This window comes from Paenibacillus illinoisensis NBRC 15959 (assembly GCF_004000925.1).
Lineage (GTDB): Bacteria > Bacillota > Bacilli > Paenibacillales > Paenibacillaceae > Paenibacillus > Paenibacillus illinoisensis.
Window position 1 is genome coordinate 732,266 of sequence record NZ_BIME01000001.1, and the last position, 18,968, is coordinate 751,233.

An 18,968-nucleotide genomic window follows, 5' to 3' on the forward strand; every position below is an offset into this window, starting at 1 on the left:
GAGGTCAACGTTTTGAAGTCGAATACAGGCAAAAGGCTGCTGCAATATGCCCTGAAAGCCAAAGGTACTTTTATTGCAGCATTAATCATGTTAACGATCGGTGTAGCGGCTGAGCTCGCCGGTCCGTTCATCGCCAAGTCGATGATTGACAATCATCTACTAGCCATTGAACAGCCGTTCTATGAAACGGGGGCTTCATCCGAAGCCGCTGTATACAACGGCAAGAATTACAAACGAGAAGGCAGATTCGAAGCCGGTGAAGTGAAAGGTGCCGAAGTCAGAGTACTGCAAGCCGGTAAAAGCTTTTATTTCGTCAATGAACCTGTAACTGCACCCGATGGAGATCGTTCATATGAAAATGGAACTTTGACGGTTACGCGTGCGGGTGAAGTGACCGGCCAATATGCGGCAGAGCCGCTTTCCGCGGGTGAACTCTTTGCTTTTTACAAACCTGAGATGCCAAGCATCTATCAATTAATTGTATATTACATGATCTTTCTCGTGATCTCGGTCATTATGGAGTTTGGTAAAACCTACTGGCTGCAATCCTCTGCAAACAAGGTTATTCAAAGGCTTCGTAATGATGTCTACGCCCATATTCAACGGCTGCCCGTACACTTTTTTGATAATCTTCCCGCAGGTAAAGTCGTTTCTAGGGTCACAAACGATACGGAAGCCGTTAAGGATCTGTTCGTTGCCGTGCTATCGAACTTTTTCTCAGGGATCATTACGATTACAGGTGTATATGTCGCCCTCTTCCTGCTGGATTTCCGCCTCGGACTGATCTCGTTGTTCGTTGTACCGATGCTGATTCTGTGGATTGTGCTCTATCGTAAATTCGCTACCCGTTACAATACCATTATTCGTTCACGGCTGAGTGAGATCAATGCGATCATTAATGAATCCATTCAAGGGATGTCCATTATTCGCGTATTCCGTCACCAGAAGCAGACCAAACAGGAATTCGAAGATCTGAACGACGATTATATGAAACATCAGAACAAAATGCTGAACTTAAACGCCTTCACTTCTCACAACCTGGTAAATGTATTGCGGAATATCGCCTTTGCCGTTGTTCTATGGTACTTCGGTTCCAGTGTGCTGGACGGCTCCAGTATTATATCACTGGGTGTTCTGTATGCATTCGTCGATGTTCTGGGTCGTTTGTTCCAACCGATCACCGGCATGGTCAACCAACTGGCGAACCTGGATTCCTCCCTCGTATCCGCTGGACGTGTCTTTGAGCTAATGGACGAACAGGGAGAACCGGTAACCGATGGCTCGATGCCAAGATACAAGGGAAATGTGGTATTTGACGATGTATCCTTCGCATATAAAAAGGACTTCGTGCTGAACAATATCTCGTTCAAAGCCTCACAGGGCCAAACTGTTGCCTTGGTTGGTCATACCGGTTCAGGTAAAAGCTCGATTATTAACCTGTTATTCAGGTTCTATGATCCGCAAAAAGGTAAGATTACCATCGACGGTCAGAACGTCAAGGAGTTGCCGAAACAGTGGATTCGGCAGCATATGGGGATCGTGCTTCAGGATCCCTATCTGTTCACCGGCACCATTGCGTCTAATGTAAGTCTTGGAGATGAGCACATTACTCGCGCACAGATCGAGCAAGCGCTTCGTGATGTAGGAGCAGAACGGATCCTGGCACATCTGCCTCAGGGATTCGATGAACCCGTTATCGAAAAAGGAAGTACGCTATCTGCCGGACAACGTCAATTAGTTTCTTTCGCCCGAGCACTCGCCTTTGATCCGGCTATTCTTATTCTCGACGAGGCAACGGCCAATATCGATACGGAAACGGAAGCCTTGATTCAAAATGCACTGGAAGTCCTCAAAAAAGGACGGACCACATTCATCATCGCGCACCGCCTCTCCACCATTCGTTCGGCTGACCAGATTCTGGTCCTGCACCGCGGTCGCATTGTGGAACAGGGTGCTCACGATGAACTGATGGAACTTCAAGGACGATATTATCAGATGTATCAGCTTCAACAAGGCGCACAAGCGGTTAGCGGGGGAAATGAGAGCAGCAGCTCAGGTCAGGTTATCCCTACAACCCCTTCCTTAGCTGGAGGTAATCTATAACTCTTTATTCATAAGACATTCATTGACTATACAATGTCCAAAGTTCTCTTATTCCCGCCCTGTGCGCAGACTTTCCGGTCTGCGCACAGGGCGTTTTCTATTGTAAACAAAGCGAAGTGTATAAGGAGGTTCATAAAACGAGGAGGCGTACGATTGAAATGTGATGGACTTATCACAGCTGCCCAGTTGTGCAAAAAGAAAAGACAACCCACAATTCGCCTGAAGGCTACTGCAGATTGTCTATCCATCCTTTTAGCGTATACCCCATGTATAACACAGTCTCTCGTGCCAAAAATGGAATTTGGCTGCGCCAGGTCTGATAGGCTGTCGTTTGTGTTGGAGATGGAACAGCATCCATGTCCAGTTGGCTTGCCAGCTTCATGGCCCGCTTCATATGCAGCGGGTCACTTACAATCGTATATTTCTGGTATCCTGCCTGATCCCCAATTGCAATGGTATTAACCAGGTTCTCCTCTGTAATTCTTGATTGTGTTTCGATCAGAATATCTCTTGGATCTACACCATGTTCAACTGCATAATCCTTTCCCACTTCCGCTTCAGAGCGCTCCCCATCACGTCCAGAACCGCCGGTAAAGATGAGTATGGGTATTGTACCCTGACGATATAATGCAATAGCATGTTCAATTCGCTCTCGAAATACAGGTGAAGGACGATCCCCTTCCACAGCAGCACCAAGAATGACAGCTGCATCACTTTGTCTGGTCGATTGCTCAGATGTGTATTCCGCGATCAGCCAGGCCGTAACTAGGGCCCAGAGAATTCCTATCAACACCAAGGATGTAATGGCAATGACCAGCCAGCTTCGCTTTCCTCTTTTTTTCCGTTTTCGTTCCCCTACCTTGCCTTCAATCAAGCTGATTCTCCTCTTCCATGCTTTGGGCATGCGAGCTCTCAGAATGCATATGTTCAAGTCGCCGCAGCGCCGCAGCCGACTCAGCATTTAATCCTAGCTGTGCAATCCAGGCGCCCGTGTATTGTTGTAGGCTGATCTCCAGCTCCTGCGCACGGTCTTTGAAATCCTCCAGTTCCTTGATCATGCGCGATCGTCCCTCAGGACTAAAGGTTTCATGAATTCGTTCCTTAAAGTAATGGTGCACAATGCTGTTCCGCTGCTTCCATAATTCATTCAACTGGCGGGTTTCTTCATCTGAAAACGTAAAGTGATGCTTAACCTCATGAATGAGTTGCCCAAGTGAACTGCTCATTTTCCGCTCGTATAGATCTTCCAGGTCTTCATCGGATACAACTTTGCCTTGAGACATTTTCATCAACAGGATCAGATTGACGAGCTGCTGCTCAAGAGCCTGTCCATAGTAAACAGCTAATCCATAGTATGCAAACAATTCTCTGGAGTGTTCGCTATCCAGCATGTCACCATGCTGCATGTCTGAGTTTTGCAAAAGCGAGCGCCCCTTTCATTCCCGTACCCATTTCCCGTTTTATGTTCCTCTATCGTAACTAAAGAAAGAGCAACATTCAAGTCGTAGGGATTAACGGCTTCTAACTCCGCAAATCCCTTCTTCCAGCCAGCCATATATGAACGGAGAGCAGGACGAATGCGTACATTACAGCCCACAGGATGGGCAATAAGATAGTTACCCACTTCGCTTCTTCAAATAACATCATTTCACGCACAAGATAGAAAGCTGGGGGCAAGACTTTGCTTAACCATTGCAGCCAGTTTGGCAACTGACTTGCGAGTGAACCCTGCACAAATGAAAGAAGAAGCATAATAATCAAACCAGGCAGACTGCGACTAAGCCGGGGAATATACGATTTTTGAAAGAAAAGACTTACAGCTAAACCCAGTAGAGATAATGCCAAATGTCCCGACCACGCCATCATCCACTCTCCGCCAGTCGGCGGTCTCTCGAACATACCAAACATCACAGGATACAACACGGTGATCACCACAAGCGCACATTGCATCAACCAGGTGCACCATAATTGGCCAAGGATAACTTTTCGTCGGTTTCCTGCATGCAGAACAAGCAATTGAATTTGCCCTGCTGGCTCTGCATTCATTACAGTCAATCCCAGCCAGGCAGACCCAAAAAATAGAAGCATGGCCGTAACACTATAACTGTCCGCCACCGGATTCGGCTGATATGAGTAGATCAGGAGCATGGCGATGATGTACATCACCACGGGTGCAAAATACTTCTGTGAACGGATGTATTGTCTGAGCAAATACCGGGTTAGATGAATCATGGAGACTCTCCTTCCATCGTGTCCAATCGAGAATGGGAGAAAGCAGGTTCGGTGGCGCTTTTCTTCCGATGATCGGCCGGATGATGACCTTCCAGCAAACGCTCCATATGTACTCGGCTTTCCTCTTGCAAAACAGACACAATCGAACCACCAGCCGCAATAATTTCATGGATCACATGATCCGTGGTACTGCGTTCAACTTTCCAGTCCCATACTACTTCGTTGCGATCATGCATCTCCCCATGACGATGGAGCTGTAAAACACCCTCCTGTTCAACAAGATTCGAATATGTATTTAGCAGCTCCATATTCGATCCTTTCATTAAACTCTGGATTTGGACAATGGGCTCTCCCAACTCTTTTAGATCATCGCGTTTCCAATGCCGTAATGCACGACCATTTTGAAGCACATAGACCTGATCGGCCATTCGCTCAATAAATAGCGGTTCATGACAAGCTGTCACAATGGAGGTGCCTTCCTTTTTCCATTGCTGCAGCAGGGTTACGACCGCCTCCTGGGCAGGAAGGTCCAGGCCGGATAATGGCTCATCCAGCAGCATGAGCCCATCTGGACCTGGCAGCATCGCTTGAATCAAATTGACCTTTTGAAGCGTTCCTTTGGATAACAGGGATAATTTCTGATCGAGCGCAGACCCAAGAAAAAGTAACTCACTCAGCTCGTTTATACGTTGTCGCAGCAACGCAGGTCGGATGCCACGAATCCGGCCCATTTCCCACAAATATTCGGCTGAAGTGAATGGCAAACGTGGCAATCCGTCAAGCGCATACATCTTCTTTTCTTTTATCGTCTGACACACCACGCCATGATCAGGAACCAGGAATCCTGCCAAGGTGCGCAGCAAGGTGCTTTTACCTGAACCATTTCTGCCCACCAACACAGCGCATTCTCCAGCTTCCACATGTAAATTAATCCCACTCAATACGGATACGCCTCCGAGACGTTTACTCACATGCTGAAGCGAGATCCCAACGGGCAACTTGCCTGCTTCATCATGTTTAGTACCATCTGCTTCACAACCAGTTCTACGCTTCCCCCATTTCACAGTACATCACATCCGCTCAGGTGCCCGGACGCCGAGCAAATAGAGACTGCGGACAATACGTTCAGCTGTGCACTTGGTTAGACTCACCCGGAACGGCCGTACTTCAGCGGGGGCGTCAGCGATCCGTTCGGCGTGATAGAAACGGTTGAATGCCTGAGCCAGATCAATTGCATACTTGGCAATCACCGAAGGTTCATTGCGCCCAACGGCTTTTTCAAGATATTGCGGATAATCAGCCAATAACTTAAGCAGCGTCCAAGAGGCGTCTCCAACGGTTGCTGTGTGACTTGCGTCATTATTGATCTCTGTATCATTCGAGCTAGTCGCTTGGCCATTCTCACTACTAATGTTCGTGTCCTTGACCTTGGCAAGTACACTGTTGATCCGAGCATAGGTGTACTGGACATAAGGTCCGGTCTCCCCTTCAAAACTGACCGCACTTTCCAAAGAGAAATCCACATCATTCAGGCGGTTATTGCGCAAATCACCAAAAACAATCGCTCCTACACCTACGGCTTCCGCAACGTCCTGCGCGTTGTCCAGGTTTGGATTCTTCTCTTCAATGATCTGTAAAGCCCGAGCAACCGCTTCATCCAGCACTTCCTGCAAAAAGACGACTTTACCGCGCCGGGTGGACATCTTCCGCCCTTCAAAGCGCATCAATCCGAACGGAATATGCTCACAGTTCGCAGCCCACTCATATCCCATCCGGGACAGTACGGCAAATACCTGTTTGAAATGCAGCTTTTGCTCTCCCCCAACGACATATAACAGCTTATCTGCCTTCATAACATCATGACGATAAACGGCTGTGGCCAAATCCCGTGTCGGATAGATGGTTGTTCCGTCCTTTTTGATTATCAGGCAAGGCGGCATATTTTCTTCCTCCAAACGCACGACTAACGCTCCGTCGCTCTCTTCCAGCAAACCCTTGGTTTTGAGATCTTCCACAACGGCTCCCATCTTGTCATTGTAGAAGCTCTCGCCGAGAGTATGATCAAACTGTACATTCAGACGTTCATACATCCGGTTAAATTCCTTCATGCTCACCTCAACAAAGAACGTCCATAACCGTCTGGCCTCTTCATCTCCCTGCTCCAGTTTGCGGAACCATTCACGGGCTTCGGTCTCCAGGGTTGGGTCATTCTCCGCTTCGTCGTGGAACCGTACATAGAGCTCAAGGGAAGTGCGGATAGGTTCTGCCTCAAGCGCTTCATCGTTACCCCAGCGTTTGTAGGCAGCAATTTGTTTCCCAAACTGGGTTCCCCAATCTCCAAGATGATTAACACTCACCGGGATATATCCCGCTTCACTGTATAACCGATATAGCGCTGCACCAATAACCGTTGAACGAAGATGTCCAATGCCGAACGGTTTCGCGATGTTGGGGGACGACATATCAATTAGTACGCGTGCATCCTTGCCAATATTGAGCTTACCGAACGAAGGTTGGCCCACCCATTCCAATAATTCCGAGGACCACTTTTCCCGGTTAAACTGGATATTCACATAAGGCCCTGCTGCTACAGCTGTAAAGTCTGCTGTCTTCAGTTCGCCGGCGATCTCCGCAGCAATCGCTGCAGGTGCTTTCTTGCGTGATTTGGCGAGTACAAAACAAGGGAATGCTGCATCCCCCAGCTCCGGTTGTGGCGGGATTTCCAAAAGCTTGAGAACCTCTTCTTCCTGCAGCCCCGTAAGAGGAGCAAGATGTGCTGCCGCTTGTTTCATTAACATAATAAACACTCCTTTGTCTGATATGGATTATCAAAAATAAAGAATAAAAAAAGCTCTCGTCTCTATAAAAGAGACGAGAGCTGATCTGACAGTTCCCGCGGTACCACTCTAGGTGAACAACCTCGTACTGCCACATGTCATATGGCGCCCGAAGCTGCTCCGCTTGGTGCGAATAACGGCCGCATGCCGGATTACCCTCATGAAGATGCTTCGTCTTTCACTCCAAAAAAGCATCACTTCGGATAACCATCTCACGGGTGCGGTTCACACAGGTCATGTCATACCGGCTTCCACCTGCTCCGGCTCGCTGTTAAGCATGATACTGGTTACTCTCCCGATCACGGATATTTATCGTTCATTCATTGCCATCATTATACATATCGCTTCTGACTTTAGCAACCTGTAGAAAATTAACATTCCCCGATGAAGGCAGCCCCGCTTCTATTATCCTGTTCTGTAGGCATCCCATTTGCGGTGCATGCTTTCTAGTGCTCGTCATCGCAAAAATCCCCTCCTGATTGCAACGTATCCGCACACCTGGTTTGATGTACTCTGCGTTGATTTCAAGAGGGGATTGCGCCAATTATATTTAAATCCATTTGGCCGCTCATTCATGCATCTATTTAAGCTACTGCTGCCATCAAACGGCAAGCTTCTGCACATTTACGGCAAGCTTCGGCGCATGCCTGACAGTGATCGTGTTCATGTTTGCTGCATTCCGCTGCACATGCTTCGCAAGCTTTTACGCAAAGTTCGCAAATTTCAGCGATGAAATCACTTCCACGCGTCATGGCTTGAGCAGCGAATCCACAAATTTCGGCACATTCGCGGTCCAGTCGGATACAGTCACGAAGCATCGCCAGATCGTATTCTTTCAAGCTGGATATGTAACATACATTGCAAGCATTCATGCACTCCAGGCAAGCATCAATACATTGTTGATATTGTTGTTGTGTCATTTAAAGTTACCTCCCAGGCAAAGTTTGCTATGCTTCTTAATACCCAGTTCGGAGGAACCTTGAATCATCAAGCCTGATTTATGGATTCCATTTCCAGTAATTGATGGCGAATGACAGCCTGGTCAAAATGCTCACCTATGAACACAGCCACATTGGGTACGTCTCCCTGAGGCGTGATTTTCATATAGTCCGATTCCCGATACGCATACTGAAACCAGAAACGGCTAGCTGTATCACTAAAGGAGAGAATACCCTTGGCTCGGTAAACATCCCGCGGCAATCCAGCTATAAACCGCTCAAAAGCTTCGCTGTTCACCGGCTGGTTAAAATAATGCGTATACACCATAACATGCTCATGTGATGCGTGCGGGGTATGATGTTCATGATGATGTTCATGACTATGACCACAACCATGCTCTGAACATGCCTCAGTATGGACGTGCTCTGTCGCAGCCTCTTGATGATCCGATTCAGCTGCAGCCTGATAGGCATGCACTCCATCCCCACTTTGAAGCAGCAGATCCATGTCGACTTCACATCTCACGGCTTGAATAACCGGGGCAAAACCGTTCCACTTCGTGAGCAGCTGCTGCAGATCACTTATTTCCTGTTCACCGACCCGGTCTGTTTTGTTCAGAATCAGTACCGAGGCACAGCGAATCTGCTCCTGCATCAGCTTGAACGTCTGCCCCTTCTGCTCTTGGTACAAGCCTGACAGATGTGCTGCATCCACAACGGTAATGAGACTTTTCAGCTCAAGACGCATGTACAAGGACGTCTCCGTCACGGCATCCAGAATTTCCATTGGGTTGGCTGCTCCCGTCGCTTCAATGACAATGACATCCGGCGACTCCTCCTGTACAAGATCAGCAAGCTGAAGACCCAAGTCGCCTCGTACCGTACAACAGATGCACCCCCCGAGCATTTCGGTCATGGGTACTTCAGCATCTACCACCTGACCATCGAGGTTTACCTCACCGAGCTCGTTCATGACTACTGCAGGACGCAAGCCTGCTTGCTGCCAATGTTCAATCAACTGCACAAGAAGCGTCGTTTTTCCGCTCCCCAAAAAACCTGACAATATATATACTGGTATGGACTTTTCTTTTTCACTCGTTACGCTCATTGCTATACACCTCTCTGGCTGACCATTGTATAAATCATTCTAATTCTATATCTAGCGAGTGTACACCATCCTGCAATCAATGTGCAATACGGAGCAATTCTCTCCGGCGCATTGCCTGAAACTGCCGAATGGTCTATGCTATGAGAAAATATGGATTAGGAGGATGTCTCATGACCAACTCAGTGGAACAACATCGTCGAGAAGCGCCGGACAAGGTCTCTTGCATGATTGTCACCGTATCCGATACCCGCACCAAGGACACGGATACCAGCGGACAACTCATGCATCAACTGCTGACCGAGGCAGGATATGAAATTGCCGAATATATCATTACACCAGACGAAACCGAGCGTATCCGCACCATTCTGCAGGATGCAGCCGTACGGGATGATATTGAAGCCGTACTGCTCAGTGGAGGTACCGGGATCGCTCCCAGAGATACAACGTATGAAGCCGTATCCTCCCTGCTTGACAAGGAACTGCCCGGCTTTGGTGAAATCTTTCGTTTCCTCAGTTATACAGAGGATATCGGTTCAGCTGCGATTCTGAGCAGAGCCGTAGCGGGAACGATTGGACGAACAGCTGTTTTCTCCATGCCGGGCTCCAAAGGTGCAGTCAAGCTGGCAATGGAAAAAATCATTATTCCAGAGCTGCGGCATGTGATGCGCGAAATATACAAACCCGTCTGAATCATCAGACGGGTTTGTCGTTTTCTATACATTTATTTAATTCATCCCATGAATGAACAAATAGTTTTAACGCTGCTGCCGCTTCCTGCCTCTGGGATCAGTTCAACTGATTCAGCACATGCTGGAACACCTGGGTTACCTTTTCTCCATAAATGTCCTTCTCCCCACCTGAAGCGGTGTATACAAGTGACACATACCCTTTGCTCCGAATCGTTGTTTGGCCAAGTGCATTTTCAATAACTGCCTGCTCGTCAGAAATACCGTACATTTCTTTCATTCGTGCGGTTCGTGTGTCCGGATCACCAAAAATGTGAACCTTTACAATATGTCGGCCGCTGCCATTCAGCAGGTACATATAGGAGATTCCACCTTCGCCATCATCTGCGGACATGTTGTTCATTAACTTGATGTCTTTGGCGGCAAAAGATTTATCCAGCTCCTGTATCAGTGGGCCGTTTAAGCCGTGTCCCTGACTCTTGGCCCTCATATTGCCCTCTTCCGTCGCTTGCCCGCTGTACACCTTTCGCTCCTGCTGAGCAGATTCATTTGAACAAGCAACAAGTGATCCCAGGCATAGTACGATCATAACTCCAGCAAACAAGCACCTCAATCCTCTTTCTACTGCCCACCGCGTTCCTTTTCTTCCAATAGACATACGTTTCCTTCCTTTCACACCACTTCTTGCTTCGTGGCAATCTTAGGTAGGATTAGCATGTCTAGGTGAAAAGAATCTTATTCGGTCGGTATGTCTGCCATCGTATTTACCACGGTACGACCGACCGCGCCACCCTGCAAAATGTTCTCCAGCGTGTGTGGCAGCTGTGCCCAGGTGATCTCCTGAATGCCCAGCTCCAGCGCGCGATCCGGCTTCCAATCCCCGCCAAGGAGGTTCCACAAGCGTTCCCGTCTCTCCATTGGACAATACACTGAATCAATCCCGATTAACTGAATGCCCCGCATGATAAACGGAAAAACGGTAGATTCAAACCGGGATCCAGCAGTCAATCCGGATACGGCAACTGCACCTCCATATTGAACCTGCTTCAGACGTTCGGCCAGTGCTGGGCCTGCGGCTGGATCAACAACCCCTGCCCACAGCTGTTTGCCCATCGCCCCTTTGGCCGGGGCGTCAGCTTCTTCGCGTGTAATAACGTGTGAGGCGCCCAGATCTATAAGCAACTTCTCCTGCTCTTTCTTTTTTCCAGTACTAGCCGTTACTTCAAAGCCAAGCTTCGCCAAAATGGCCACGGCCATACTCCCAACGCCGCCGGTTGCCCCCGTAACCAAAATCTTGCCCATGTCTGGTGTAACCCCTGCCTGAAGTAAAGCATCAACCGACAAAGCTGCCGTAAAACCAGCTGTACCGATTGCCATCGCTTCCTTCTCGCTGAGACCCGGTGGCAGCGGAACCAGCCACTCGCTCCGTAAACGAGCGTATCTGCTGTAGCCTCCAAAATGAGACACCCCGGGCTCAAAACCTGTGCTGATCACCCGGTCCCCCGGGGCAAATCGTCCACTTACGGACTCTTCTACCATACCTGCCAGGTCGATTCCAGGTACCATGGGATATTCACGAACAACTCCCCCTTTTTCAATTGTAGCGAGTCCGTCCTTATAATTGACACTGGAGTACTGTACTTGTACAGTCACATCTCCATTCGGTAGATCTTCTTTTTTCAACTGTTCTACAGATGCCTTAACTCCGCCTTGTTCTTGACTTCGGATGACATATGCCGGAAACGTATTCTCCATGTAAATCCTCTCCTTATGATTTTTGATTTTCTGATCTTAAGCTGCACTTCTTCTATCCACTACCAAATACACGAGTGGTCCAATCAGGGGCACCACCCCTGTTAATGCCCATATACGCGATCTGCGACTGAACACAGCATCCCTATAGATTGCAATAACGGAGAGCAGTGTCAGCACAACAAAATCAATCGTCATAATATGTACAAAGGAAGATTGCCTGAATGCTTCCATATATACAGCCGGATGGCCTTGAATGAATCCGTAGCATGCCGTACCCACCGTCAACAATAAAAGTATACCATGAGTCAGTTTGTGTCCTGCAATCCGCCCAATTATCGAGCTGCGGCGATAGCCAAAATGAAGATGTTCCCTTCCCCGTCTACTCCGCTTTGGTGACGACCTTGCGAAATAAGGAAGCAGTGCAAAGGCTCCCAAGCCAAAAGACAAGAGCACGAACGGCCAAACAGGCACACGGCTTCCACGCTCGTTTGCAGGTGTTTTTAACAGGAGACATGCGAAGATCGCTGGAAAAATGCCCAGCCATGAGAACACGGTCATCAACCATGCTTCCTTGCTCTGCAGCGTAATCAGCTCTTTGAACACAGGATCGCTCCCCACTGGCTTTCCAGGCGCCCAAATCCATGCATATGCCAAGAAGGCAAGCCAGATCATTCCCAAGATCCATTTCACGATGTACACCTCCCTCACTGTTTCATCCCCCGAGGCTGCATGCTTGAAACAGAAAACGTAAGATTCTAGAATTGCTCGCGAATTGGATCCTGGCCGTGCTGTCCATCTGCAACTCCCTAAGACTATGCGGATCCATAACTTCTGAACAATGCAGAATTTTGGCGTCTTTTGCCATTTCCCGAGAAATAATTATGCCCATGTCCAACTACATTCCGTCTTCAACCCTTAGTATACTGTGGCTCCTAGCCCATCTGTCGTGACGTTGGACACAGCCGCATGAATTCGTAAAGCCAAGCCTGAAGCCGATGGATGGTTGCAAAACAAATCCGAAACCAAAAAGGCATAACCCGGTAAAGATACCGATTATGCCTTCTTCCGTTCTCATTCCTCTGTGAATTGTACGTGTTCAGCAATCAGCTTCTGCTTCATATTCCATGCTGCCGGGCTGATGTTCACACGGTAAATCTCCGGATTGAGTTTACGCAAATACTCTGGCCAGAACAGATCCATCTGTTCACGGTGGTAGCTGCGGATTTCATCCAGGGTAGGCAGCTCATATACTTTCAACCCATTCACAAAGATTGGTTCAAGCATATTTACCGCTTCATAGCGCGTTACGGTCTTTTTGAGATACGGGTGTAGCGGGTTGAACAGCTTGAGCGGCCCGCCCTGAAGCGGCTGTTCTTCTCCAGGATAGCAGATATAGTCTGCAATGGCCTTACCATGCTTCGGATCAATGATCCGGAATACTTCTTTTTTGCCTGGGGTGGATACCTTCTCGGGATTCGCCGATATTTTGATCGTCGGCAGCATGGCACCATCCACTTCACGTTCGACCAGCTTGTAAACCCCGCCGAGGGATGGCTGGTCGGATGCCGTAATCAGCTGTGTACCTACGCCCCATGTATCGATGCGAGCGCCCTGAGCTTTCAGGTTGAAGATCGTGTTCTCATCCAGGTCATTGGACGCCACAATTTTAACGTAATCCAGTCCTGCCTCATCCAGCATTTGACGTGCCTGAATGGACAGGTAGGCAAGGTCACCGCTATCCAGCCGGATGGCATTCATTTTCTTGCCCTGGCTTTCGAGCATTTTGGCCGTTTTGATCGCATGAGGTACTCCACTGTTCAGCGTATCAAAGGTATCTACGAGCAGGGTCACCTGATCAGGCAGCACTTTGGCATAGACGTCAAACGCCTCCTGTTCACTCATGAAGCTCTGTACCCAAGAGTGAGCATGTGTTCCAGCTGTCGGAATGCCAAAACGTTCTCCTGCCAGCATGTTGGACGTTGCATGGAACCCAGCGACATATGATGCACGTGCACCCCATATGGCTGCATCGGCTTCCTGAGCCCGTCTGGTTCCGAATTCAAGCAGGGTGTCCTGACTCGCCACCTGTTTGATCCGTGACGCCTTCGTTGCAATCAAGGTCTGATAGTTCATGAAGTTAAGTATTGCCGTCTCCACCAGTTGGGTCTCCATAATGGAGCCTTCTACCCGAATGAGCGGTTCATCAGGGAAAACGAGCGCTCCTTCCTTCATGGAATGAATTGTCCCCTGAAATGAAAACTGGAGCAACTCTTCCAGAAAGACCGGATCGTAATTTTCCTCTTGTTTGGATAAATACTTGATGTCTTCCATGGTGAAGCGAAGCTGGCTAATATAGTTCACAATCCGTTCCAATCCGGCGAATACGGCATAACCGTTACCAAAAGGAAGCTTGCGGAAATAGGCTTCAAACACCGCTTTTCGTTTGTGAGTGCCATTCACCCAGTGTGCATACATCATATTAATTTGATATTTATCCGTATGTAAAGCCAGGCTAGTCGTCTGCATTTGTCTCATCCTCTCTGACTTCCGCTCGTTACACAAGTGTATCCTGTGCACTCGGTTCAACATGTGGAGACTCCTTACTTTTGTATCAGAACATGTGTAAAGATACGAGTCTCCGGATTATTTCCTGCTCATCATTTTATTAACAAATCACTGAACGCCAGGCTAAGCCCTTGCAAGTACGGTCTCACTGGCCTTAATGACCTGAGCTCCAAGGCTTGACTGAAAATGTCCGAGTGCCCATTCATGTCCCGCCGGGTTGAAGCTGGCAACAGCATCTTCATACACCGTAATGTGAAAACCTTTGTTGTACGCATCCACTGCCGTATGCAGAACGCAAATATCCGTACATACTCCGATCAGTGCGATGTCTGTAATCCCGCGTTCACGCAGCCTGAGTTCCAGGTCCGTACCAGAAAATGCGCTGTATCTTGTTTTGTCCATCCACCGAATATCTTCATGACGTTCCTGCATCACCTGTGCCAGACGGCCATATAGCTGCCTTCCTTCAGTCCCTCTAACATTATGCGGTGGGAAAAGAGCCGTTTCCGGATGGTACGGATCACTCTCTTCATGCAGATCAACTGCCATGATAACTTCATGCTTATTATTACAATATGCTTCCGTTATCGCGGCAACTGTCTCCTCAATATCAACCGCGGGCTGGCCTACAGGCAAGGACCCGTCCACGAAATCACGGGTAAAATCAATCACAATTAGTGCTTTCATCGTCCACACTCCCTTTTGAGAATAGGTTGGGTTGATCCAGATACACTCCTTAATGATAAACTTCCGAAATTAAGTATAGATCGACAGACGGGGTACAAGTTCCGTGAAACGATAAAGCTGTGCCGGACGCTGAGAGTACTGGTTGGAACTTAGGAGGTTCCCTTCTTCGTCTCGTACCTCTTCCACAATCCCTTTTCGACTGCGAGTGGAAGTGATTTTCCGAATGAAGTTTGGTTCTTCAAAATCAGGTACCACACTCTGAATGACCTGGTACAATTCGCTTAACGTAAAATCACGCGGCAGAAACTGTCTTGCAATCGTCGTTTCCAGCATCTGCTGCTGTATGCGGCGATATGCATCCTCAATGATTGTCCGGTGATCAAAGGCAAGCTCCAGCTCCTGCAATGCTTCCTGGATGGTAAACAGGCCCACATCTTCAGCATCATCCGCCGCCTGGCGATGTTCCAGCATCCATTCTTCTACAAGCGCGAAAAACGCATGGGAGATAATCCAACCTCTCGGATCCCGCCCGGGTTGACTATATACATTTAAATACTCCAGATGTCCGCCGTCGACACCGGTCTCCTCCATTAGCTCCCGCTTGGCAGCGTCATAGATGGACTCGTTTTCCTGACAGAATCCACCGGGCAAAGCCCAGCGACCTGCAAAAGGCCAGCCTTTGCGCTTGATCAGCATCACTTTCAGTTCACGAATAGGAAGTGTCTTGGTTACCGTCTTGCGTTCTCTCTTGGTTAAGGTGAACATCACGATATCCGCAGGAACGCCATCGGGGGTACGATATTTCTTGGAACTATAGGCAAGTGCTGCCTGTTCATCGTTCTCTTCATTGACGTGTTCGTAGTTTTCGCTCATGGGCACCACCGACTACTTTCATTTTGATAATCTCATTATGACATAATAATATCGTTTGTCAACCTTTGGATTCTGTACTTGGCGTTTTTGATCGTGCCACACGGAACGTGGCTGTTGCCATACATCCTAATGTACCTGATGCATCACGAATTTCCGCTTGGGCGGTGAGGCTCCGTCCGGCTTGGTGCAGCACCGTTGCTGTCACCATTAACTCACCCTGTTTCATCGGTGCCAGAAAATGTACATTCAGATTGGTCGTCACACAGCTGTCCACGGCCATCGCTGCTGTGGCTACCATCCCCATCGCTTGATCCATCAGGGAAGTAAGCACTCCGCCGTGAATAATCCCCATCGAATTCGTATGATGTTCGCCAGCCGTTAATGCGATCTGTACTTCCTTTTCATTCCCTTTGATATAACGACAACCCAGGAACCCCCAGAATCGTTCATTGCCCTCTTCGACCATTTTATCCAAAATATCCATTTTCCATTTCCCCTTTGTTGCACATTAATGTTATCGACTAAGTTGTCTATATTTTTCATTGTACCTGTAATTCTGCTGCGGACTCTCGGATGCTATCTCCTTTATACGGTTGATCATTACTAATAAGCCTGCTCTTGCCAGCCTGGTCTTATTCCTGTAAAGGCGTTCCTCAACCGTACACGCACAAAAGAACCCCACTGCGTGGAGCTCTTCGAAATGTATTTCAAGATCGATTGTGTTAGCTCCCTGTTCCTATAAGTCAAAAAAGGCACGGACCGCGTCCGCACCCTTCTTGTCCATTAACCGCAGCTGGTCGGAGGTGAATCCGTGCCTGCCTCCACATTCACTTTTTCGGAAACGGTATCCCGAATGACAGAGATGACAAGTTGAAGCAGGTAGTTGATATCGCTTTGGCTCTGCTGGAACTCGGTTACCAATGGGATGCTGTCCAGTTCATCCTGCAATTCTTCAATTTCCTGTTCAATTTTGCTGACCATCTCTGCATTTTTGAAGCTTTCGAAGGCAACAATCTCCTTCTGTTTCTTCTTGATTGTTGCAATCAATTGCTGGATACGCTCATGATCGCGAATTTTGGACTCAGCCTGTTGGAAGTGTCTTACTTCCTCGCTTGTGCCGAGCATATCAGCCAATTCTTTGGCTTTTCCCATAATGTCGTCGCGTATGACCAGATTGCGCGTATCGTAGGTAGGCATTCCATAATGGTTGTACTGCACTTCTTCTTCCTGCGCCACTGAAATCGCTCCATTTCTATGAGATATTATAAGATGATTTCCTAGCAATATTAGCTCCAAACGACTGCTAATTCCCGCTACGGTTACGGATCGTTCTTCCGATCGCTGTTGTCCCCAAGTTTCCCTGATTAAATTTTATCAAATGTTAGAACTACGGGAGAAAGGCGAACGCTACCGCTTCTACAGAATCGATTCCGTCCCCTGCGCTACTTTCGCTGTAACGTCCAAAACCTAATATCAAGCCACTCTAATTCATCTTATTCGGTTGTGTTGTATTACTGATTGGCAGCTACCGGCTCGGTGAGCAGGTTGCCACGGATATAAAAAGTCATCGGATCGGTAATTTCCACGTTCACAAATGTACCAATCAATTCTTTGGGTCCTTCGAAATGTACCAGCTTATTACTGCGTGTACGTCCTGCAAGGACGTTGGAATTCCGCTTGCTCTCACCCTCGACGAGTACTTCAACGATCTTGCCGCGCTGCTGTTCATTGCTTCTGTGGCTGTATTCGTTGATGGTTTCATTCAGGCGTTTCAAGCGTTCCTTCTTCACTTCCATTGGCACGTTATCCTCCATCACCGCAGCAGGCGTACCTTCGCGAGGAGAATAGATAAAGGTATAAGCAAAGTCATACCCTACTTCGCGCACCAGTGACAACGTGTCTTCGAACTGCTCATCTGTCTCACCTGGGAAACCAACGATAATGTCCGTGGTCAGAACGACATTAGGGATCGCTCTCTTAATCTTATCCGCCAGCTGGAGATAGTGTTCACGGCTGTACTTACGACTCATTCGCTTCAGCACTTCAGTGCTGCCAGACTGTACTGGGAGGTGGATATGTTCCACCAGGTTTCCTCCCTTGGCAAGCACCTCAATCAGTCGATCATCGAAATCCCGTGGGTGACTGGTTGTAAACCGTACACGGGGAATGTCGATTTTGCGAATATCGTCCATCAGGTCACCGAAGCTGTATTTCAGATCCGTAAAATCCTTGCCATAAGCATTCACATTCTGTCCAAGCAATGTGATTTCCTTGAATCCCTGTCTTGCCAGCTCACGAACTTCGGCGATTACATCTTCCGGTCTGCGACTGCGCTCTTTGCCCCGTGTAAATGGAACGATGCAATATGTACAGAATTTGTCACAGCCATACATGATATTCACCCAGCCGCGCATGCCTTCACGTTTCTTCGGCAGGTTCTCAATAATGTCGCCTTCCTTGGACCAAACCTCAACAACCATTTCCTTGCTGAAGAGTGCTTCCTGAATCAGATGCGGCAATCGGTGAACGTTATGCGTACCGAAGATCATATCCACAAAGCCATGCTTCTGCATGATTCGGTTCACGACACCTTCTTCCTGGGACATGCACCCGCATACGCCGAGCAGCAGTCCTGGACGCTCCGTCTTCAGCGTTTTGAGGTGACCCAGCTCACCAAACACCTTATCTTCCGCATTTTCACGGATGGCACATGTGTTCAACAATATAATGTCCGCCTCTTTGCGGTCCTCGGTTGCCTGATAACCCATGGATTCCAGGAGTCCCTTAATGGTCTCGGAATCATGCTCGTTCATCTGACAGCCGTACGTGTATACGATATAGTGTTTGCCTTTACCAATCGTTTTCAGTTCGTCCGGTACTGCATTCTCATAGAGCACCTGAACGTCTTCCTTGCCCCGTTGTTTCTCCTGACGATGATTAGGCTCCGACTTGATGTTGATCTCACGGCCCCGAATTCGAATCTTTTTGCTGAATTCATCTTGCGAAATTACTTTGGCATCGGAGAAATCAAAATACTGGGAGTAATCCTTTTTTGAGTCTTTAGCCATTTCCTTCGGTCACTCCTTACAGCCTCTATTAATAAAAGTTTCAAGTTCTTAAGACAACACGCTGCATCAGGCAGTTGTATATACGTTCGATATGAGCAGCAAGCTCTACAAAAAGT

At 48.2% G+C, this 18,968-nt stretch carries 19 protein-coding genes; 3 read left to right on the forward strand and 16 right to left on the reverse strand.

The features are described from left to right. Positions 1-12: 12 nt before the first annotated feature. Positions 13-2,103 (forward strand): ABC transporter ATP-binding protein, encoded by a 2,091-nt coding sequence (locus PIL01S_RS03085; protein WP_127536203.1) that lies wholly within the window; start codon positions 13-15, stop codon positions 2,101-2,103. A 226-nt stretch (positions 2,104-2,329) separates the two neighbouring features. Here PIL01S_RS03085 and PIL01S_RS03090 read toward each other — a convergent pair whose 3' ends face one another. The 5 genes from PIL01S_RS03090 to argS form a co-directional block, all read right to left on the reverse strand. Next, a complete protein-coding gene (locus PIL01S_RS03090) occupies positions 2,330-2,977 on the reverse strand; it encodes a YdcF family protein (protein ID WP_164764156.1) in 648 nt (215 codons plus the stop codon). Then, entirely contained in the window at positions 2,970-3,524 is a 555-nt protein-coding gene (locus tag PIL01S_RS03095) for a hypothetical protein (protein WP_246058078.1), read from the reverse strand. Before PIL01S_RS03095 ends, PIL01S_RS03090 begins: the two co-directional genes overlap by 8 nt. Positions 3,525-3,624: 100 nt before the next feature. Continuing rightward, complete coding sequence (locus PIL01S_RS03100; protein ID WP_127536205.1) at positions 3,625-4,335, reverse strand: hypothetical protein; 711 nt, start codon at positions 4,333-4,335, stop codon at positions 3,625-3,627. Continuing rightward, on the reverse strand, positions 4,332-5,399 hold the full coding sequence (locus tag PIL01S_RS03105; protein ID WP_127536206.1) for an ATP-binding cassette domain-containing protein: 1,068 nt from the start codon (positions 5,397-5,399) through the stop codon (positions 4,332-4,334). The genes PIL01S_RS03100 and PIL01S_RS03105 overlap by 4 nt, the downstream gene beginning before the upstream one ends. Before the next feature lie 6 nt (positions 5,400-5,405). Next, positions 5,406-7,133, reverse strand: coding sequence for an arginine--tRNA ligase (gene argS, locus PIL01S_RS03110; protein ID WP_127536207.1), 1,728 nt, complete (start codon positions 7,131-7,133; stop codon positions 5,406-5,408). A 112-nt stretch (positions 7,134-7,245) separates the two neighbouring features. On the opposite strand from argS, the gene PIL01S_RS03115 reads away from it, so the two are divergent. Continuing rightward, positions 7,246-7,539 (forward strand): hypothetical protein, encoded by a 294-nt coding sequence (locus tag PIL01S_RS03115; RefSeq protein WP_127536208.1) that lies wholly within the window; start codon positions 7,246-7,248, stop codon positions 7,537-7,539. 217 nt (positions 7,540-7,756) lie between these two features. On the opposite strand, the gene PIL01S_RS03120 is transcribed toward PIL01S_RS03115, so the two are convergent. Both PIL01S_RS03120 and PIL01S_RS03125 read right to left on the reverse strand, forming a co-directional pair. Next, positions 7,757-8,092 carry a four-helix bundle copper-binding protein gene (locus PIL01S_RS03120; RefSeq protein WP_095287680.1) on the reverse strand — a complete coding sequence of 112 codons (336 nt, stop codon included), beginning with the start codon at positions 8,090-8,092 and terminating at the stop codon, positions 7,757-7,759. A 67-nt stretch (positions 8,093-8,159) separates the two neighbouring features. Further along, on the reverse strand, positions 8,160-9,218 hold the full coding sequence (locus tag PIL01S_RS03125; protein WP_127536209.1) for a CobW family GTP-binding protein: 1,059 nt from the start codon (positions 9,216-9,218) through the stop codon (positions 8,160-8,162). A gap of 170 nt (positions 9,219-9,388) precedes the next feature. Here PIL01S_RS03125 and PIL01S_RS03130 point away from each other — a divergent pair, with 170 nt between their 5' ends. Continuing rightward, positions 9,389-9,907: a MogA/MoaB family molybdenum cofactor biosynthesis protein gene (locus PIL01S_RS03130; protein ID WP_127536210.1), complete on the forward strand. Its 519-nt coding sequence runs from the start codon at positions 9,389-9,391 to the stop codon at positions 9,905-9,907. Between the two features lie 97 nt (positions 9,908-10,004). On the opposite strand, the gene PIL01S_RS03135 is transcribed toward PIL01S_RS03130, so the two are convergent. The 9 genes from PIL01S_RS03135 to miaB form a co-directional block, all read right to left on the reverse strand. Continuing rightward, complete coding sequence (locus PIL01S_RS03135; protein ID WP_127536211.1) at positions 10,005-10,562, reverse strand: hypothetical protein; 558 nt, start codon at positions 10,560-10,562, stop codon at positions 10,005-10,007. A gap of 77 nt (positions 10,563-10,639) precedes the next feature. Next, entirely contained in the window at positions 10,640-11,659 is a 1,020-nt protein-coding gene (locus PIL01S_RS03140) for an acrylyl-CoA reductase family protein (protein ID WP_127536212.1), read from the reverse strand. A 36-nt stretch (positions 11,660-11,695) separates the two neighbouring features. Then, a complete protein-coding gene (locus tag PIL01S_RS03145) occupies positions 11,696-12,349 on the reverse strand; it encodes a hypothetical protein (RefSeq protein WP_127536213.1) in 654 nt (217 codons plus the stop codon). A 381-nt stretch (positions 12,350-12,730) separates the two neighbouring features. Beyond that, positions 12,731-14,185 carry a nicotinate phosphoribosyltransferase gene (locus tag PIL01S_RS03150; RefSeq protein WP_127536214.1) on the reverse strand — a complete coding sequence of 485 codons (1,455 nt, stop codon included), beginning with the start codon at positions 14,183-14,185 and terminating at the stop codon, positions 12,731-12,733. 162 nt (positions 14,186-14,347) lie between these two features. Then, entirely contained in the window at positions 14,348-14,911 is a 564-nt protein-coding gene (locus PIL01S_RS03155) for a cysteine hydrolase family protein (protein ID WP_127536215.1), read from the reverse strand. Positions 14,912-14,980: 69 nt separating this feature from the next. Further along, on the reverse strand, positions 14,981-15,784 hold the full coding sequence (locus PIL01S_RS03160) for an NUDIX hydrolase (RefSeq protein WP_095287688.1): 804 nt from the start codon (positions 15,782-15,784) through the stop codon (positions 14,981-14,983). Between the two features lie 58 nt (positions 15,785-15,842). Beyond that, on the reverse strand, positions 15,843-16,268 hold the full coding sequence (locus PIL01S_RS03165) for a PaaI family thioesterase (protein ID WP_095358569.1): 426 nt from the start codon (positions 16,266-16,268) through the stop codon (positions 15,843-15,845). A gap of 299 nt (positions 16,269-16,567) precedes the next feature. After that, the gene (locus PIL01S_RS03170; protein WP_095287792.1) at positions 16,568-16,981 is read right to left on the reverse strand and encodes a YlbF/YmcA family competence regulator; all 414 of its coding nucleotides are present in this window, start codon (positions 16,979-16,981) and stop codon (positions 16,568-16,570) included. A gap of 314 nt (positions 16,982-17,295) precedes the next feature. Beyond that, positions 17,296-18,852 (reverse strand): tRNA (N6-isopentenyl adenosine(37)-C2)-methylthiotransferase MiaB, encoded by a 1,557-nt coding sequence (gene miaB / locus PIL01S_RS03175; RefSeq protein WP_127536216.1) that lies wholly within the window; start codon positions 18,850-18,852, stop codon positions 17,296-17,298. Positions 18,853-18,968: the final 116 nt, after the last annotated feature.

Excerpts from the sequence above, each read along its gene's own strand:
- PIL01S_RS03100 (WP_127536205.1), bottom strand. The coding sequence starts at position 4,335 with ATGATTCATCTAACCCGGTATTTGCTCAGACAATACATCCGTTCACAG.
- argS (WP_127536207.1), bottom strand. The coding sequence starts at position 7,133 with ATGTTAATGAAACAAGCGGCAGCACATCTTGCTCCTCTTACGGGGCTG.
- PIL01S_RS03120 (WP_095287680.1), bottom strand. The coding sequence starts at position 8,092 with ATGACACAACAACAATATCAACAATGTATTGATGCTTGCCTGGAGTGC.
- PIL01S_RS03125 (WP_127536209.1), bottom strand. The coding sequence starts at position 9,218 with ATGAGCGTAACGAGTGAAAAAGAAAAGTCCATACCAGTATATATATTG.
- PIL01S_RS03130 (WP_127536210.1), top strand. The coding sequence starts at position 9,389 with ATGACCAACTCAGTGGAACAACATCGTCGAGAAGCGCCGGACAAGGTC.
- PIL01S_RS03135 (WP_127536211.1), bottom strand. The coding sequence starts at position 10,562 with ATGTCTATTGGAAGAAAAGGAACGCGGTGGGCAGTAGAAAGAGGATTG.
- PIL01S_RS03140 (WP_127536212.1), bottom strand. The coding sequence starts at position 11,659 with ATGGAGAATACGTTTCCGGCATATGTCATCCGAAGTCAAGAACAAGGC.
- PIL01S_RS03150 (WP_127536214.1), bottom strand. The coding sequence starts at position 14,185 with ATGCAGACGACTAGCCTGGCTTTACATACGGATAAATATCAAATTAAT.
- PIL01S_RS03155 (WP_127536215.1), bottom strand. The coding sequence starts at position 14,911 with ATGAAAGCACTAATTGTGATTGATTTTACCCGTGATTTCGTGGACGGG.
- PIL01S_RS03160 (WP_095287688.1), bottom strand. The coding sequence starts at position 15,784 with ATGAGCGAAAACTACGAACACGTCAATGAAGAGAACGATGAACAGGCA.
- PIL01S_RS03165 (WP_095358569.1), bottom strand. The coding sequence starts at position 16,268 with ATGGATATTTTGGATAAAATGGTCGAAGAGGGCAATGAACGATTCTGG.
- PIL01S_RS03170 (WP_095287792.1), bottom strand. The coding sequence starts at position 16,981 with ATGCCTACCTACGATACGCGCAATCTGGTCATACGCGACGACATTATG.
- miaB (WP_127536216.1), bottom strand. The coding sequence starts at position 18,852 with ATGGCTAAAGACTCAAAAAAGGATTACTCCCAGTATTTTGATTTCTCC.